Here is a 16,587-nt window from a genome sequence, read left to right as displayed (position 1 = left end):
AGCCCTCTCAAGAACCCTTATGACCAAAAGCCACCCAAAACATAAAAACCTCCCCCCCGTCACCGCCACCATCACCGGACTGAGTCATGAAGGACGTGCCATTACCTCCGTCAACGGCAAAATTACCTTCCTCTTTGGCGGCTTACCAGGCGAAACCGTAAAATTCGTCTACTTAAAAAAACACGGCCAATACGATGAAGGCCAGGTTGTAGAAGTATTACAAAGCTCACCTGATCGTATCCCACCCGTTTGCGCGCATTTTGGCGACTGTGGCGGCTGTCGCCTGCAACATTTCGCTCATCATGGTCAGCTTGCTGCCAAACAACAATTGTTCCTCGATCAGCTCGCACATATCGGCGGCACGAAGCCACATAGGGTGTTACCGGCATTGACCAGCCCCACCACCGGCTACCGCTATAAAGCCCGTCTGGGCGTAAAATTTGTACGCGCCAAAAACAAAGTCCTAGTAGGCTTCCATGAAATCAATGGCCGCTATTTAGTGGATATGCAAAGCTGCGCCGTGCTGCATCCTGCGGTTGGTCAAAAAATTACCCATTTAAGCGCCTTGGTGCAAAGTCTTGATGCGCAACAAACCATTGCGCAAATTGAAGTGGCTATTAGTGATGAGGTTGTAGCCCTAATCTTTCGTCATCTACAACCGCTCTCTTCAGGCGACCTCTACAAACTCACGCAGTTTGCCCGTCAAGAAAGCCTAACTATTTACCTACAACCAGGCGGCATAAACACCATACACCGCTTATGGCCTGAGGGTGGCAGCGACCTCTTAAGCTATCGTTTACCCGCATATAACGTGGAAATACTTTTTCACCCCAGCGATTTCACCCAGGTCAATCCAGAAATTAACCGACAAATGGTTTCACAGGCATTAACATTGCTAAACCCTCAACCCCACGAACGTATACTCGACTTATTCTGCGGCCTTGGCAATTTTACCCTACCTTTAGCACGCCATTGCCAGAGTGTGACCGGCATTGAAGGTGCTTTAAGCTTAGTTGAACGTGCACGTCATAATGCCTCCCACAATCAGATTACCAATGCACAATTCTTCGCCTCGGATCTGACACAAGACCTCATAGAAACACAGTGGGGACAAGCCTCCTATGATAAAATCCTACTCGACCCTCCCCGCACCGGCGCCCTGGAACTAGTAAAAAAACTACCTATGCTACAACCACGCGCAATTTTATATGTCTCATGTAATCCCGCCACCCTTGCCCGCGATAGTAAAGAATTACTACAACAAGGCTACCAGTTAACTATCGCTGGCATCATGGACATGTTCCCACACACCAGCCATGTAGAATCTATGGCATTATTTGAAAAGATGTAACGCATGAAGAAAACCAAACCCACTTTAGTCATCTCAGCCGATAATACCACCCATAATATCGAAAGCTGGATGCAAAGCTGGTCCAGCCAATATCCCACCGGCGAAAACAGCCTTATCCGCCAAGCTTGTGCATTAGCTCAACTCACCGGCACGGATATCGCCACCCCCAACGGACAATCCTGCCTGCTACAGGGTTTACAGATTGCCGCCATATTGTCTGAACTCAAAGTCGACCAAGAGACAATGGCCACCGGCATTATTTACAGCAATGTACGTTATGCTGGCTTAATACTAGAAGATGTACAAGAACAACTAGGTGCCGATGTTGCCCGACTGACCGGTGGGGTAAAAAAAATGGAAGCCATACAAAACCTGCAAGAGCAAATTGGCAAAACGCCATCCCACAATGCCATTGATAACTTTCGTAAAATGCTCTTGGCCATGGTAGATGATGTGCGTATCGTCTTAATCAAACTGGCGGAACGGCTGGTTATCTTACGCCATATCGGCTTATTATCTGATGAGGAAAAGCGCCGCGAAGCCAAAATGACCCAAGACATTTATGCCCCCCTCGCTAATCGTCTAGGCATAGGCCACTTAAAGTGGGAACTGGAAGATTTATCGTTTCGCTATCTAGAACCAGAAATATATAAAAATATATCCAAAGCCCTGAAATCGACACGCATAGAACGTGAACACTATGTCCACACGGTGATGACCCTATTGGAGAGAATTACTCAAGAACTGGGTATTACCAAAACTGAAGTGACTGGCCGCGCCAAGCATATTTACAGCATTTATAAAAAAATGCAGCGAAAAAATGTCGCTTTGGAGGAAATCTATGATGCGATCGCTTTCCGCATATTAGTTCCAACGATCGAAGATTGCTATGCGATACTTGGGCATGTGCATTCACTCTGGAAACCCATCACTAAGGAATTTGATGATTATATCGTCCAACCCAAAGCCAATGGATATCGCTCTATTCATACCGCTGTCATAGGCCCCGATGACAAGGCCATAGAAATCCAAATCCGTACCTTTGATATGCATCAAGAAGCAGAACTTGGCGTCGCTGCACATTGGATTTACAAAGAAGGCGGACTGAAAAAAGCCGGTTATGAAGCCAAAATCGCTTGGCTACGGCAAGTACTGGATTGGCAACAGGAAGTGACCCAAACCAATGTGCCCTCACCCAGTGATATGAGCTATTCTCAAGCACTGGACGACCGCATTTATGTGTTTACCCCCCAAGGTGATGTGGTGGAACTCCCCAAAGAAGCCACACCCTTAGACTTTGCCTATCACATTCACAGCGAAATTGGCCACCGTACCCGCGGCGCCAAAGTCAATGCGCACATCGTGCCACTCACCTATCATCTAAAAATTGGCGAATGCGTAGAAATTCTAACGGCGAAAGAAGGTCATCCCAGCCGCGACTGGTTAAACCCTAATCTTGGTTATCTCAAAACTGCGCGCGCTAAAGCTAAAGTCCACCACTGGTTTCGGCAGCTAGATGCTGAAAAAAATCTGGCTGAAGGGCAAACATTGGTAGAAAAAGAATTGCGACGCCTGGGCTTAAAAGGTGTGGATCTAATGAGTCTCGCCAAGCAATTGAATTTCACTAAACCCGATGAGCTATATATTGCTATAGGCCGCGGAGATATCACCTTAAATAATTTAGTACATACTCTGCAAGAAATGTTGGCCCCGGATGCGGGAGTGGAAGTAGAGCCAGAAATTGTTCCCTCTCAAGCTGCTAAAGCCTTATCAGCTGGAACCGACATTGATATCCAAGGGGTAGGAAATCTGCTAACGCATATGGCATCCTGCTGCAAACCAATTCCAGGAGACGCCGTGATCGGTTATATCACCCAAGGCCACGGAGTTTCAATCCATCGCCAGGACTGTGCCAACATCCTGCATATTAATGAGCAGCAAAAGAATAAGTTGATCGAGGTAAGCTGGGGAATTAAAACTCAGGAAAAATATGCGGTGGATCTGGTGATACACGCTTATGACCGACATGGTTTGATACGCGATCTCACCCAACTGCTGGTGAATGAACATATATCCATTATCGCCTTAAACACTTACACCGATAAAAAAGATCAGATCGCTAAAATTAATATTAGTATTGAAATTCATGGGCTGACGCCGTTAAGTCGAGTGGTGGCTAGAATTTCACAAATTACAAATGTTACGGATGTGAAGCGGGTTTGATATAAAACTCTTAGTACGAAAAAGCTAAAACCACAGTCTATCAGCTCGAAGACTGTCATTCCCGCGAAGGCGGGAACCCATCCCTCACAGGCACTCAAACCCTTCAAAGACCATAAAAACTTTATTTTGATAAAATTAACGATGTTTTTATGCCTTTCAAGGAGGTTTCCGCCTTCGCGGGAATGACAGTATTTTTTGTCTAGTACAGAGAATCTAGAACCCGCGACACTGAGATTTAATTTTCAATTAAGATTGCTCATTTAACATATAACTCTGCAGACAATCCTATAATGAGAAAGAGCAAATGCGTATTACCATCATTCTAGATAATGGCTTTAAATATACCATGACGGTTGATGACTCCAGTATCACTTTGGCAGAATTTCTCACAGATTTATATATTGGTTTAAAGCAATCCAACCAACTAAATTATCCAACTTTGAGTGCTTATCCAAAATACCTGAAGGTTTCTCAGGAAAAAATAGCTGAAGTACAGCATCTGGATAAGCCTCTGCACGACCTACTTCCAGAAGAAGATTGCCAAATTAGCTTAACCAATAAACATTCCAGACTATCTATAGCTCTCTTTCACGCAGAAGACTTATCCGTAACTACTTTATTACATTTTATAACAACCCCTGATTATAAAAATATATCGGCAGCAAGGCAGCTATTAAATATTATCTTTAAAGATAGTGAAGATGCTTATGGAAATATCGCAAGGCATTTTGAGGCACGCCTGGGCACTAAACTGCTGGATTTAGAATCTAAAAATCATAATATTAATAAAAGAAATCGAGTGATCCAGACTTTTGCTAAGTTTGACGAAGGCTTTGGAAATACACCCTTACATTTAGCTGCATTTCATGGACATTCAGAGTACATGCAGATACTAATTAACGCTGGCGCAGATGTAAATGCTACAAATCAAACTGGGAAAACACCATTACATTTAAGTGCACGAAGGGGTCAAGAAACGGCGACGAGAATATTGCTTGATGCCAAAGCAAAGGTAAATTTTAAGGACAAGGAAGGGGCAACTCCCCTACATTATGCTCTTACGCGGATTTTACCAAGCTCTTTGGCTGTTATGAATGAGTTGTTGGATCATAAGGCAGATGTTAATGCCATAAATATTCATAAACACACACCGCTACGAATATTGTGCGAAGAACTTAACGGTTGTCGCTCTCAAGAATTGGAGTTGGCTCTAAAAATAATTCAAAAGCTAATTGACCGGCAAGCAGACATCAATGTGCAGGATCGTGATGGAAAAACAGCATTACACCATGTTGTAGCAGCTCAATTAAATAACAATGTCAGTGTTCTCCAGATTATAGATTTTTTAATAAAAAAAGGCGCCTATCTGAATATAGTAGATAACCAGGGTTTTACTCCATTCTGTTATCTTAAAAAGCATAGGTCTCAAATTTGGCATTATCTGGTCGATGGCTCAATTGAACCTGCTGGTTCTCTTTCTGAGCGATGGTGGCAAGAATACTTAAAACGTTTTGTCATACCAATCTTCGAAGAGATACGACCTTTATTATTATTAAATATCAGACTTAACTTACCCCTTTGCATGCCAATCGTACTTATTGAGCTGATACAAAGTTATGTCCCCCCGGATCTTGAAGACGCCGCAGAAGAAAAAGAAATTTTAAAACTGGCAAGGCTTAGAGCTGAATCCCTCCCACATGAAAATAAACACATTGAAAACGATTTTAAAATAACGGGAGACCATTTCTGGCCTCCAATAACCTTAGATGTCATGAATAATTTTATAGCTGCTCTCTTGAAACAGAATCAACAGCGATTTCAATTGAGTCCTAAGGTGATACAGCAACTGCAAAATATCTCGGCTCAACCTATTCAAGAAAGTAAAAAAAATGAGAAATTTCAAAGTTGGCTGCAACAGTATTGGAACAATAAAAGAGGCCAATTATTAGGTCATTTGTTGCAACAACAACAGAAAAGCCCCTCATCCTCTCCGCTACAGCCAGAAAATTATCAACAATATCTAGCGCGTAAAATCCATCAATATTTATTAACTATTGGCCTGGTAAATTTAGGTACAGGAATGGCACCTGAAGAAAAAAAACCGTCTCCATCGGATTATGGAGCATTTTTTTCAAAAACTGATACAGCAGAAGAACCAGTTTCAGAACAGATTGGAACACTGCAACAACTTAAAGAACAATTATTAATCGTTGCTAAGCTACTACGCAAGAATGCTAATACCGTTCAAGGAATTGCTGATGCTAAAAATCTACGCGAACTCCCAGCTTACATTACTTCGGCTGATTTGACAGAAGAGCTAGAAAGATTGCATAGTCAGTTAATGTCGATTCCTGAGTCACAGCGTGGCATAACTAATAGGCGTGGAATTTCCTTTAACAGTGCTATTCAAATAATAGGACAGGGTTTTAACTGCGTAGAAACGCTGAAAGAGATTGAGAAGCTAAATAATTTACATGTTAAAAACAGAGGCCCTTGATCCAGTATGCAATTTATAAAAGATAAGTATCTGCGTCATTATTAGCTCTGTACTGGACAAAAAATGTCACTCCTGTAAAAAGTATTGTCATTCCCGCGTAGGCGGGAATCCATCCACGCATGGCAGCAACTAAGGAAGAAAAACAATTTACACTTACCTATGGCCTGGGGAGGCAGTTCTTCTAAACTCCTTGCCATATGCGGATGGGTTCCCGCCTACGCGGAAATGACAGTGCTTTTTGCCCAGTGTACAGAACATTATTAGGCAAGCCACTTCGTTAACTATTGTAACCTCCTCCCCCTTTAGGGAAGGTTGAACATACGGTGGTTCACCCCCTTGAAAAAGGGGGTGAGATTCGCCCCTATAAGGGAAGTGAAAGCATATTACTGCGCTGCTTCCTTCTTCCCTTCTCCCCCCGAAGCTCCCCCACCTTGACCATATTTTTGGCGGAATCGGCTGACGCGTCCAACATTTTCTAATGATTTTTTCTTGCCCGTATAAAAATCATGGCAGCTGGAACAAGTCTCAATCTGCAGGACTTTTTTACCTATGGTAGAGCGGGTAACAAATGAATGCCCGCAACTGCAAACAACAGTAACCTCTTCATAAGAAGGGTGTATATCTTTTTTCATAGCTTTGCCTTCTAACTAAACATTAAAAAACTTAAGCACTCAAGGAATAGAGTGCTAAATAGGTCGTAAATTAAACCACGTAGACGCAGGGAGATCAATTGTTAATAAAATATTAGTATTCTTGTGGTACAATTAGACACATAGTTAAGATCCTTTCACATGGAATAAAGTCTTCCAAGGATCAAGGAGCATCAACCATGATCTTTAGGTATCAAATCAGTCAATTATTAAATATTAACCTCTATCTGCACAACTTGTTCAAATTCATACTTTCATCTAAATTCCCCCATAAGACTATCCTAATATTCATATTATGGATTTCAGCCTTTGATGCCATTGCTACCCCCAATAGCAACCAACCATTGACGCTAAATGAAGCCGAAAGCCTAGCTTTATGGGATAAATTCAAGCTCCAACCCACCAAAATAGCCCTTAGCAGTGGCGATATCCAAACCAAAGTAGACCAACCCTCTTCCGATACCTACTTAGTTTTTGATACCGTCAATTTTTCACCTAACCCGCTCCTTCCCCAGCAAGATGACAAAACCGTAGTTAATGTTGGCCTGCACAAAGCATTTAGCAACAATGAAACACAAGAAATTCAATCCCAACAAGCGCTTGTAACCGTTAAACAGAAAAACAATCAGCTAAAAAAACGTCAACTATTACGCGATGTGCGCCATGACTGGCTAGAACTTTATTATGGGTATCAGGCAGCAAAAATTATCGAAAATAATAGCGATACCATCACACAACTGGCTGATAAAATCCTGTCAGAAGCCAATTCACACCATAGCGCACAAGATGCCCTACAAGCCAAGCTGGCTTTAATCCGCATGAATAATCAAAAAAATACCATCCAGAAAAAAATCACCACGGCTAAAACCCAACTGGCACGCTGGATAGGCAAGCCAAACAGTAACCGTCCACTGCCCGACAACCTACCCCCCTGGCCTGACCCACCTGCTTTACCGACCCTGCAATCACAGCTCATAAATCACCCCCAACTACAAGCCGACACCGCCCAAATTAAAGCGATTGAAGCTGAAAGCGCCTGGAGCAAACAACTGAATAAACCGACACTGGAAGTGGGCGCAAGCTATGGTATGCGACAACAAGATGCCATCAACGCCGATCCCAAGTTGGATATGATTAGTGGCCAACTGAGCCTCAACCTACCTAGCCACAGCGGTACCACGCAAATGCAGGATACTCTTGCCATTAGTAACCGCCTTAACGCCGCCCGCCAGCAACAGCAAATCAATTCGCGTAACCTGTTAAAAAACCTAATAAAACAATATCTAACTTGGCAAAATTTAGATCATCAGCTATCGAAAATGAACAATGCGGCCTCAGATAACTCAACCATACAAAACCCCACACACCTCTCCACTACTTTGTCAGCATTACAAACACAGCTTCAAACTTTAGACACCCAACTCAACCAATTGCGCACTGCCGTCGATTTAGCTCAAGCACGTGCTGCATTGCGTTATTTTGAGAAGGATTAGTCCTTTGCTGCAGAGGTTGTACGCTCTGTGGGTACAAAAAATACTCCACAACCTTCTCCCAGAATGGGAGAAGGTTGTGGAGCTTTTTTTGTTCCCTAGAGAAAGGTCACACTTTCTCAACATTTAATACTACGTTAATAGTTATAATACAAAATAAATCTTTACCTAACCAGAGTCAGCAGAATGTTTAATTTCGCTACACAACCCCAATCCATAGTGCGTATCTTTTCTGATAGTACTCGATTATATAAAACGACTTTTTTAAAAATATGGCTCTGGCAATTACTGTGGCAAATTCCCTTGCTGATATTATCGCTGCTAGACGACAACTCGCCCATAGCTCACCAGCTAAATCTTCCCAATGGGACATTTTTTTCCATTGCAGGTGCAATATTAGCCCTAGCCTGCGTTCTTGTGCCCTTATTTGGTTGTTTATTCAACTTTCATCGCATCTATAACCTAGTGACGCCACCCTATCTAACTAGCAGAGCCTCATTAAAAATCGCCCTTAAAAAACTTTTACCAGCGATAGGTGCTACATTGCTGATTTTTATAATACCCACGCTGCTCTGGGGATTAGTCATAGGTGTGGAGATTTTATTAAAATTCATTTCTATACCTCTTCTTATTATTCTAATGATTGTGGTGGGAATACCATTGCTATTTGCGACTCTCTTCTTTTTTTTCCTGGTAGGCTACTATCAGCTCGCCATGGTATTGGACAACTGCAGCGCTGTTAAATCTATCAAGGCCAGCTGCAAACTCGTTTGGGGTCATTGGTGGCGCAATTTTTTCGTTCTGCTGGTCTTTTCAATTATCCAAGCATTAGTCACTTTATTAGCCTTAATGCTAACCTCGTTCCTATTCAGCTCCCTACCCACCCTCGGTCTCGTGATTGGAATGATTATGGTTGCCACCATTTCCCTCTGGGGTTTTTCAGTATTGCTGGTGCAATTCAATGACTTGAAACTGCGCCAACAACGCAAAAGTTTACAAGTTGCTCCCGCTTAACTTTACCTTCCATAACGTCGTCCCGGCATCCATGCCGGGATACGCCTACTAACCTTGACATCTAAAGAAGCTGAATTTATTGTAGAACTTTCCAAATAACTAGGACTGTTCCATGCTAGCTCACTATGCTTTATTTTTGGCCCAGGCTCTGACGATTGTCATTGCCATCCTTATCCTCTTCGGCGGCATCATCGCCATCTCCAGCAAAGGTAAAAGCCGCTCCAAAGACCGGCTAGAAGTCAAAAAAATCAATGATAAGTACGAAGCCATGGAGCAGTTATTATGCGAAACAACCTGCAGCAAGCAGGAGCTAAAACGCCACCACAAAGAAACCAAAAAACTCCAAAAAGAACAAAAAAAATCGGGAATGCGCAAACGCATCTTTGTGTTGAATTTTCAAGGCGACATCCGCGCACAAGCCGTCAAAAACCTGCGTGAAGAAATCACCGGCATACTCACCACCGCCACTCCCAAAGACGAGGTCGTTTTACGCTTAGAAAGCCCCGGCGGCATGGTACATGCTTATGGTTTAGCTGCCTCACAATTACAACGCTTACGCAAGCAACAAATTCCCTTAACCGTCATCGTCGATAAAATCGCCGCTAGCGGCGGCTATATGATGGCTGCCGTTGGCAATCACATTTTATCTGCTCCTTTCGCCGTAGTCGGCTCTATCGGTGTCATCGCGCAGATTCCCAACTTCCACAAATTGCTCAAGAAAAAAGACATAGAATTTGAACAAATTATGGCAGGACAATATAAACGTACACTGACCTTATTTGGCGAAAATACCCGGCAAGGAAGAGAAAAATTTCAGGAAGAAGTGGATGAAACCCACGCCTTATTTAAAGCTTTTATCTTAGAAAATCGTCCCAATCTCGACATGGATAAAGTCGCAACCGGAGAACATTGGTACGGAAGTCGCGCATTGGAACTCAAATTAATCGATGCTATTATGACCAGCGATGATTATCTGCTTACTGCCAGTCGTAATGCCGATATTTATGAAGTGTGTTATCAGGTTAAAAAGACCTGGATGAGTAAATTTAGTACCGCGGCTCAACAAGGAATGGAACAGCTTAAAGCGAATCTAAAACATGTCACACCCACATAAACATGCTCATGGCAACCATAAGCATAAGACTTCTAAAAATGCCTTACTGATCGCCAGTGTATTGCTATTTGGTTTTGCCATTATAGAAGGCATCTTCGGCTGGATGGCTAACTCATTGACCTTACTCAGTGATGCCGGGCATATGGTCGCCGATGGTGCATCATTGATATTGGCCACCATTGCTGCCTGGATTGCCAGCAAACCTCCCTCTAAACAACACTCTTACGGCTTAGGTCGGGCTGAAGTATTAGGCGCCTGGATCAGTAGTATGGCCATGGTGTTGATTGCTTTATTTATTGGCTTTCATGCGTTAGAACGCTTTGCAAGGCCACAAGCTGTGGCTTCCAACACTGTCATGTTGATCGGTGCATTGGGTATTGCCGTTAATCTGTTACTGGTTTGGATATTGCATCATGCTGAGCATACGCTAAATTCGCGTGCGGCTATTTTGCATGTGCTGGGAGATTTATTAGGTTCAGTTGCCGCTTTAATCTCAGGTATTGTTATTCACTTGACCGGCTGGTTGGCGATAGACCCGCTGCTGTCTATGTTTATCGCTATTTTAATTTTGATTTCTAGTATTAATCTGTTACGAGAAACATTACTGGTCTTGATGGAAGGCGTGCCGCTGCATTTGGATCTGGCCGAAGTGGGTAAGCAGATTGCTAACACACCCAAAGTCATCGCCGTACATGATCTACATATTTGGACACTATCTTCTGGTCTTATTGTCTTATCAGCCCATATTGAACTCGATGACCTCACGGATTGGCAAAGGACTTTACATGATTTACGCATCATGTTATCTGAAAAATTTGCCATCACTCATGTGACTTTGCAACCAGAAATGCGCTCACAGTTGGTTCAATGGAAATAGTGATTCTCTCTTTTTAATGGTGGTGAATTTATTATCCCATGTAAATACTCTTACTAATGTAAATACTCGCACTAATCTAATTACTAGCACGTCGTCCCGACATGGATGCCATGGCTTTATACATAACTTTGGCTCTATATCCTTTTGAGCGGGTAAAATAACTTTGTCATTCCCGCGAAGGCGGGAATCTATCCACGCGTGGCAGCGACTATGGAAGAAAGTGTACCTATAGTCTAGGGGAGGATTCTTCTATGCTACTTGCCATGAGCGGATGGGTTCCCGCCTTCGCGGGAATGACATACTTTTCAATCTAGAGCAAAGTTATGTATAAATCCATGGCATCCATGGCATCCATGGGACGACGTGCTAGTAGTTAGATTAGCGAGTAGTTATCATTTATTTTTTTCTAGGGACTATTGGAGTCATAGAAGTGTGGCTTGGAGTGGTGGTGGAGATGGAGGTCGAAGTAGAGGTAGAAACAGAAGTAGACCTAACCTGTTTTTTATCCACTTTAAAGCCATGCGCATTTAACAATGGCGCTTGAGCCTTGGCTGACGCTGTAGCTGGATAAATATTGTCCATTTTCGTGCAAAATTTAAACGTGACAGCAGGTTGTTCACATTTTTCACGAGTTTGCCGAATCGCCGTGCTTAAAGCATGTGCTGACTCAATATCGTTCCCCAAATAAAATCGTGATTGTTGACCACCTGCTACCAAAGTGAGTGAATTATAATCTAGCACAATAGCCAGATCTTCTTGTTGGACGCGAGCAACCAGTACTGGCAGACAAGGATTTGGAGAGCTACTGAAGGACCAAAATGACTTTGTCTTTTCCTTTGTTCTTTCTAATTCCAGGTAAATTTGAATCAAGGTATGCGTATCTAACAAATCGCGCGCTTCCTGATCTGACAGCACCAAGGCTAAAATATCAGGACGGCGAGCTAAATGCTGCTTCATTGCACTCAATGTAGCCAGCGCCTCCTTGTGCGCACAATCTTTATGGTTTTCGGCTCGCGCCTTGAGATTGTCCAAAAATTTCTCAGCCCTAGGATGTGTAAGAACTTCTTCACCAATCTTACGCAATGCGATGACCGTGGCTTTTTGGATCAAAGCTTTTTTATGTTCCAGCGCATTAAATAAGATATTGTAAGTGGGTTGCTCAAGAACCTGAAGATGCAATTCAGTAAGAATATTGACCGCTGCTACCCGTACGATGTTTTTTTCATCTGTTGCCGCTTTGCATACCGCCTCAAAAATCGGTCGATAAGAAATCTGCTTAGAACCACTAAATGCAGCAATTGCATTTTCTCGAACCTCAGGATCTTTATCTTTGGCAGCGAGCAACAAACACCCTAAACATTCTTTATATAAATCCTTTTTATAAAGTCTAAAAAGAGGTAACCATTCACCTAATTTCGAAAGCACCATTTTCCGAGCAACGCTATCTTCTTTTTTTGCAACCTGGCAAAACGCCTTGACAACTTCATCACATGGATTAGCATGTTTCAGAATATAAATTGCCAATCTATTTCCCTGCTCCGCCGCTTTACATATCAATGATAAAGCCTGAGGATATGAGCCAAGATTCTTTGCTAACCTTGGGCTAACTTCTACTATTCGCGCTAAAGGAGCTGACATTGCAAGTATTCCAGCTAAATATTTTTCCTGATAAATAAGATTATCTGGCAGTTGACCCAATGCGCAAAGCGCTGCTCCCCGAACTGCTGGACGACTATTTATAGCAAGTTGAAAAATGGCTTCTTGTACTTCTTGACTCGCTGCTATGCTGGGAACCAGCGCTTGAATCGCGGTTTCTATAGTATTAAGATCACCCATTGGATTGGTAAATTGAAGCACTCCCGCAAGCGCTGTAGGAGAAGCAGTCAGTGGACAAAATGTAGAAAATGCCGCTATTCGAATCTGAGCTGAAAATTTTCTGCTCATCGCCACCTCAGACATCACATCGGTAAGGTCAGGTATTGTGGCACGCTTTTCTCTTAGTTCGCTTAGGACTGATAATGCGGCCATCATAACAGGATGGCTTAAGTAACGCCCTGAACTCGCCTCAAACTTCAAAATTTTAAATACTATTTCAATAGCAGGCCGATAACCTGCCACAACACTTGCGCGTAATGCGAAACATACGGCTGTTAAAGCATCAGTTGTCGTATAGTATCTTGCAACGTGTATCTGTTTAAAACTGTCAGGATAGGCTGCAAAATTTACTGTCAAACTAGCCATTGCTTTTTTTACCACAGAACCAATATTAAGTTCATCGCTACCATGCATTCGCACAGCACTAAAAAACAATTCTAAACCCAAAGGATAGGAAACAAGATTCACACCGAATCGACCCAATGCAATGAGAGTTCGTAATTGAATATTTTTATCCTCATGCTTGGCAGCCTTAATCCAATTTGTCGATAGCTGCCATCCACAAGCACGCACTAATCCAGGCTTATCATGCAATAAGTCCTCTAACCATGCCGTGTTTTCCAAATTATCTTTTAACAGCATACTATCTATCCATTGCCGAATCGAAGCCAGCAATTGCTCTCGCCCTGGAATACGGGGATCAAACCATGATGCTATCAAACATTTGGCGATTAAGTGCGCATGTCTTTTCCCCACTACATCCCGAGGTGGTAACTGCAATGCCTCCCAAAAACTTGATAATGCAAAATCATAACCGGGTTGCGCCGCTAAACCTGCACAAAACTCCAGAAATACCGCATGCTGGGGATGATATTTATTTTTCCCTAACCAGTTGGACATGCTTTTTACTTGCTCCTTATGCTGATGAGTTAGCAATGGCAATAAATATAAAGCAGCGAAATATTTCTCAAACCCTGAAGTAATAAAAAAATAGTTGCGCTCTAATAACGGTTTAGTTTCATCATCTGGATGATACTGTAAAAACCCTAACGCCAAACTTTCTGCAAATTCTTGCTCAATGCGTTGATGCATTGGCTGATAAATGTGAGGAAAATCTTTCATTCCTCCTATATGTTCTCGAAGTATAGAGCCTGCAACTATAGACTTTTGTGATTCATACATACGCCAAGCCATCTCACCAAGCAACATCAGCCGCGCTGCATAAAACTCATGAGGGCTTTGCTCGGGAGCAGAAGTGGCAGCAGGCCGATACGCCTGCATATGACGTTCTAATATTTGCGTTACGATATGATGATGTATTTCACCTAAATTCAATTTCGGCAAATCACAAGTGGCCGTTTTTGCGACTTTATAGTCTTTGTCTGTAGCCTTACCCCCAACACTGCTGGAAACGACCGACGCCGGCAAGTAATCTTCACAGATTGTCGCCAAAAAAAGTGGTGTCTGTGTCAATTCCATGAAGCAGTCATTGCGTGCCAATTCTCCCCGCAAAGCAAATGCCTGCTGACTTACCGTCTGTGCATCAGGCGCCAGATCATGGCGTTTTTTTTCTTTGTCTTCCAGAGCAAATTTGCAATAGCCTTGAATATAAGCATTAACCTCAGTTTCGTTCAATTTCGAACTTACTTTGCAAGAGTCAAAAGGATATTGCGCTGGCGGAATCACATAATTGCGTGTAGTCACAAATACATTTCTAAATCCCATAAGTTCATGGAGAATTTTATAGTGCGCTGATTTATGATCTGCAAGAAACCTTGCAACTTTGTCAAAGCCATCGAGGAATAATAATGTGCGAGAATTTTGTTCATGACTTAGAACCGCTGCAATTTCTCGTAGACTGGTTTGACTTTGCAAGTCATGGTTAAACTGTTTATAAATATAGGCTGCAACTCGACTTGGCATGTTGCCGCAGCTGTTGCCGTCTGCCAACAAGTCGGGTAATGAAACAATAAAAAGATAATGAAACTGCTGTGCTTGCCATGCATGTGCGGATTGTTCATCTATTTCCTGCGCCCATTGCCTGGCAAAAAATTGACAAAGGGTCGTATTCCCTGAACCGGCGGCCCTACCTTCTAGCAAAGTGCGTCGTGACAATTTAAGCATCGGTTCTTTTTCAGAGGACGCGTGAGATAATTTTTGGTCTTTGACTTCTGACTGCTCTTCGACTCTTTCTACTTTTTTTTCTCCGAACTTTTTTTCTTCTAAACTTGGAGATTTTTCTATTACTGGTGTTTTATTTTTATCCTTGAATGAAAAACGAAATTGACAATCTTCAATAGGAAACCTACTGCCGGAACAAGGTAGTGGCACTGTATCCTGCTGCAAGTAATGATATTTTAGCATCGCTTGTAACAAAGGGTATTTGGGTTCTGTGGAAGATGAAGTGCTCTTTAAATCCTGAGACCAGTGATTAATACTGGCAACACTTGGAATGGTTTTTATCAATTTACAAAACTCCGTTTGCACTTCTCCTATTGCCACCCCAGCCTCGTTAATTTGATCTTTATATTTAGGGTTGTTATCGACTAGATGTATTATTTCATCTAAAAGAGCATCTTCAATTATGTCTCTTTGTTTATTATTGGAAAGATCTATAGAAAAAAATATATCATTTAGTAAAAAACCGTTTATGCGACACTTTATTAATAATTCACCATATGCCTGTATGATTTGTTTAGATCCCTCTGTTGTCTTAAGACTTTTACCATCAGCTGGCTTTTCCATATAAGCTCTTATCGCTTGGGTCAAACTTTTAGCATCTTCTATTAAACTAGTTAACATGGATGACACGGAAATTTGACTTTGCATCAATTCCACTAATTCCTTAAGCCGTATCTGCACACTACACAATTCGAGCTCTGGCTTTTTAAGCTTTAGCATATCTTCGATGATGGCCAAAAGACTATTAGCAGAATAAACAGCCTCTGCTGTATAGTCTGGGAAAAATTTATGTTCATGGAGTAACTTTGCCATTGCACCCACAACTTTAGCCACAGCTTGCTCCAGAATAATATTTTCTTGCAAGGTAAATTGTGTTCCAGTATTCAGAAAATTTAAATTTTCAAAAGCTTCCCAACATTCTTGAAGAGCCTCCAAGAAACTGAAATTTGCAGTAACGGGAGACGAATAGGAGGTAAAAGCTAACGGCTCCAGTAGTTGCTGATAGGTCGTCTCTCGACGTTTTTTTTCTTGTTTTTTTAAAAGCGGTGGCGACATTTGAAGAGGAGATGGGTCTACCGGTGCTATTTTTTCAGGTTCAGATGATTTCTGATCGGCTGTATCTTCAAGGGCTTGCTCTTCTTGCAGATCGGCAGAAGAGGTTAATGAGACAAGCTCTTGCTCTTTTTGATGTGACATTGGTTCCTCTTACAATAGCAAAAAGTTAAATTTATGTATTAATTGGTAATTTTTCACGCTAAAAAAATATTTTAGCATTATGTCCATATATTAGCCTATAAATCAATGTCTTGCCGTT

At 42.2% G+C, this 16,587-nt stretch carries 9 protein-coding genes; 7 read left to right on the top strand and 2 right to left on the bottom strand.

Annotation, left to right across the window (positions count from 1 at the left end; all coding sequences use genetic code 11):
- Window positions 1–19: 19 nt before the first annotated feature.
- The 3 genes from rlmD to VHE99_04685 all read left to right on the top strand — a co-directional run bounded on the left by rlmD (window position 20) and on the right by VHE99_04685 (window position 6,071).
- Window positions 20–1,351, top strand: a complete 1,332-nt coding sequence (gene rlmD / locus VHE99_04695; GenBank protein ID HVV68321.1) for a 23S rRNA (uracil(1939)-C(5))-methyltransferase RlmD — start codon at window positions 20–22, stop codon at window positions 1,349–1,351.
- Between the two features lie 3 nt (window positions 1,352–1,354).
- Window positions 1,355–3,574 (top strand): GTP diphosphokinase, encoded by a 2,220-nt coding sequence (gene relA, locus VHE99_04690; protein ID HVV68320.1) that lies wholly within the window; start codon window positions 1,355–1,357, stop codon window positions 3,572–3,574.
- Between the two features lie 304 nt (window positions 3,575–3,878).
- Window positions 3,879–6,071 (top strand): ankyrin repeat domain-containing protein, encoded by a 2,193-nt coding sequence (locus VHE99_04685; protein HVV68319.1) that lies wholly within the window; start codon window positions 3,879–3,881, stop codon window positions 6,069–6,071.
- A gap of 383 nt (window positions 6,072–6,454) precedes the next feature.
- Here the strand turns inward: VHE99_04685 and rpmE are convergent, their stop codons facing one another.
- Window positions 6,455–6,703, bottom strand: coding sequence for a 50S ribosomal protein L31 (gene rpmE, locus VHE99_04680; GenBank protein HVV68318.1), 249 nt, complete (start codon window positions 6,701–6,703; stop codon window positions 6,455–6,457).
- A 197-nt stretch (window positions 6,704–6,900) separates the two neighbouring features.
- On the opposite strand from rpmE, the gene VHE99_04675 reads away from it, so the two are divergent.
- The 4 genes from VHE99_04675 (at window position 6,901) to VHE99_04660 (ending at window position 11,216) form a co-directional block, all read left to right on the top strand.
- Window positions 6,901–8,214 carry a TolC family protein gene (locus VHE99_04675; protein ID HVV68317.1) on the top strand — a complete coding sequence of 438 codons (1,314 nt, stop codon included), beginning with the start codon at window positions 6,901–6,903 and terminating at the stop codon, window positions 8,212–8,214.
- 183 nt (window positions 8,215–8,397) lie between these two features.
- A complete protein-coding gene (locus tag VHE99_04670; GenBank protein ID HVV68316.1) occupies window positions 8,398–9,225 on the top strand; it encodes a hypothetical protein in 828 nt (275 codons plus the stop codon).
- A gap of 112 nt (window positions 9,226–9,337) precedes the next feature.
- Window positions 9,338–10,339, top strand: coding sequence for a protease SohB (sohB, locus tag VHE99_04665; protein ID HVV68315.1), 1,002 nt, complete (start codon window positions 9,338–9,340; stop codon window positions 10,337–10,339).
- Window positions 10,323–11,216 (top strand): cation diffusion facilitator family transporter, encoded by an 894-nt coding sequence (locus VHE99_04660; GenBank protein HVV68314.1) that lies wholly within the window; start codon window positions 10,323–10,325, stop codon window positions 11,214–11,216. Before sohB ends, VHE99_04660 begins: the two co-directional genes overlap by 17 nt.
- Window positions 11,217–11,612: 396 nt before the next feature.
- Here VHE99_04660 and VHE99_04655 read toward each other — a convergent pair whose 3' ends face one another.
- Window positions 11,613–16,469 carry an NACHT domain-containing protein gene (locus VHE99_04655; GenBank protein HVV68313.1) on the bottom strand — a complete coding sequence of 1,619 codons (4,857 nt, stop codon included), beginning with the start codon at window positions 16,467–16,469 and terminating at the stop codon, window positions 11,613–11,615.
- Window positions 16,470–16,587: the final 118 nt, after the last annotated feature.

The sequence above is a fragment of the Gammaproteobacteria bacterium genome (genome assembly GCA_035546635.1).
Taxonomy (GTDB): Bacteria; Pseudomonadota; Gammaproteobacteria; order JAURND01; family JAURND01; genus DASZWJ01.
This window is presented reverse-complemented; position numbering and strand designations above follow the sequence as displayed.

What these genes read in the sequence shown, in the direction of transcription:
- VHE99_04685 (HVV68319.1), top strand. Translation starts at nt 3,879, where the DNA reads ATGCGTATTACCATCATTCTAGATAATGGCTTTAAATATACCATGACG.
- relA (HVV68320.1), top strand. Translation starts at nt 1,355, where the DNA reads ATGAAGAAAACCAAACCCACTTTAGTCATCTCAGCCGATAATACCACC.
- VHE99_04670 (HVV68316.1), top strand. Translation starts at nt 8,398, where the DNA reads ATGTTTAATTTCGCTACACAACCCCAATCCATAGTGCGTATCTTTTCT.
- VHE99_04655 (HVV68313.1), bottom strand. Translation starts at nt 16,469, where the DNA reads ATGTCACATCAAAAAGAGCAAGAGCTTGTCTCATTAACCTCTTCTGCC.
- VHE99_04675 (HVV68317.1), top strand. Translation starts at nt 6,901, where the DNA reads ATGATCTTTAGGTATCAAATCAGTCAATTATTAAATATTAACCTCTAT.
- VHE99_04660 (HVV68314.1), top strand. Translation starts at nt 10,323, where the DNA reads ATGTCACACCCACATAAACATGCTCATGGCAACCATAAGCATAAGACT.
- rlmD (HVV68321.1), top strand. Translation starts at nt 20, where the DNA reads ATGACCAAAAGCCACCCAAAACATAAAAACCTCCCCCCCGTCACCGCC.
- sohB (HVV68315.1), top strand. Translation starts at nt 9,338, where the DNA reads ATGCTAGCTCACTATGCTTTATTTTTGGCCCAGGCTCTGACGATTGTC.
- rpmE (HVV68318.1), bottom strand. Translation starts at nt 6,703, where the DNA reads ATGAAAAAAGATATACACCCTTCTTATGAAGAGGTTACTGTTGTTTGC.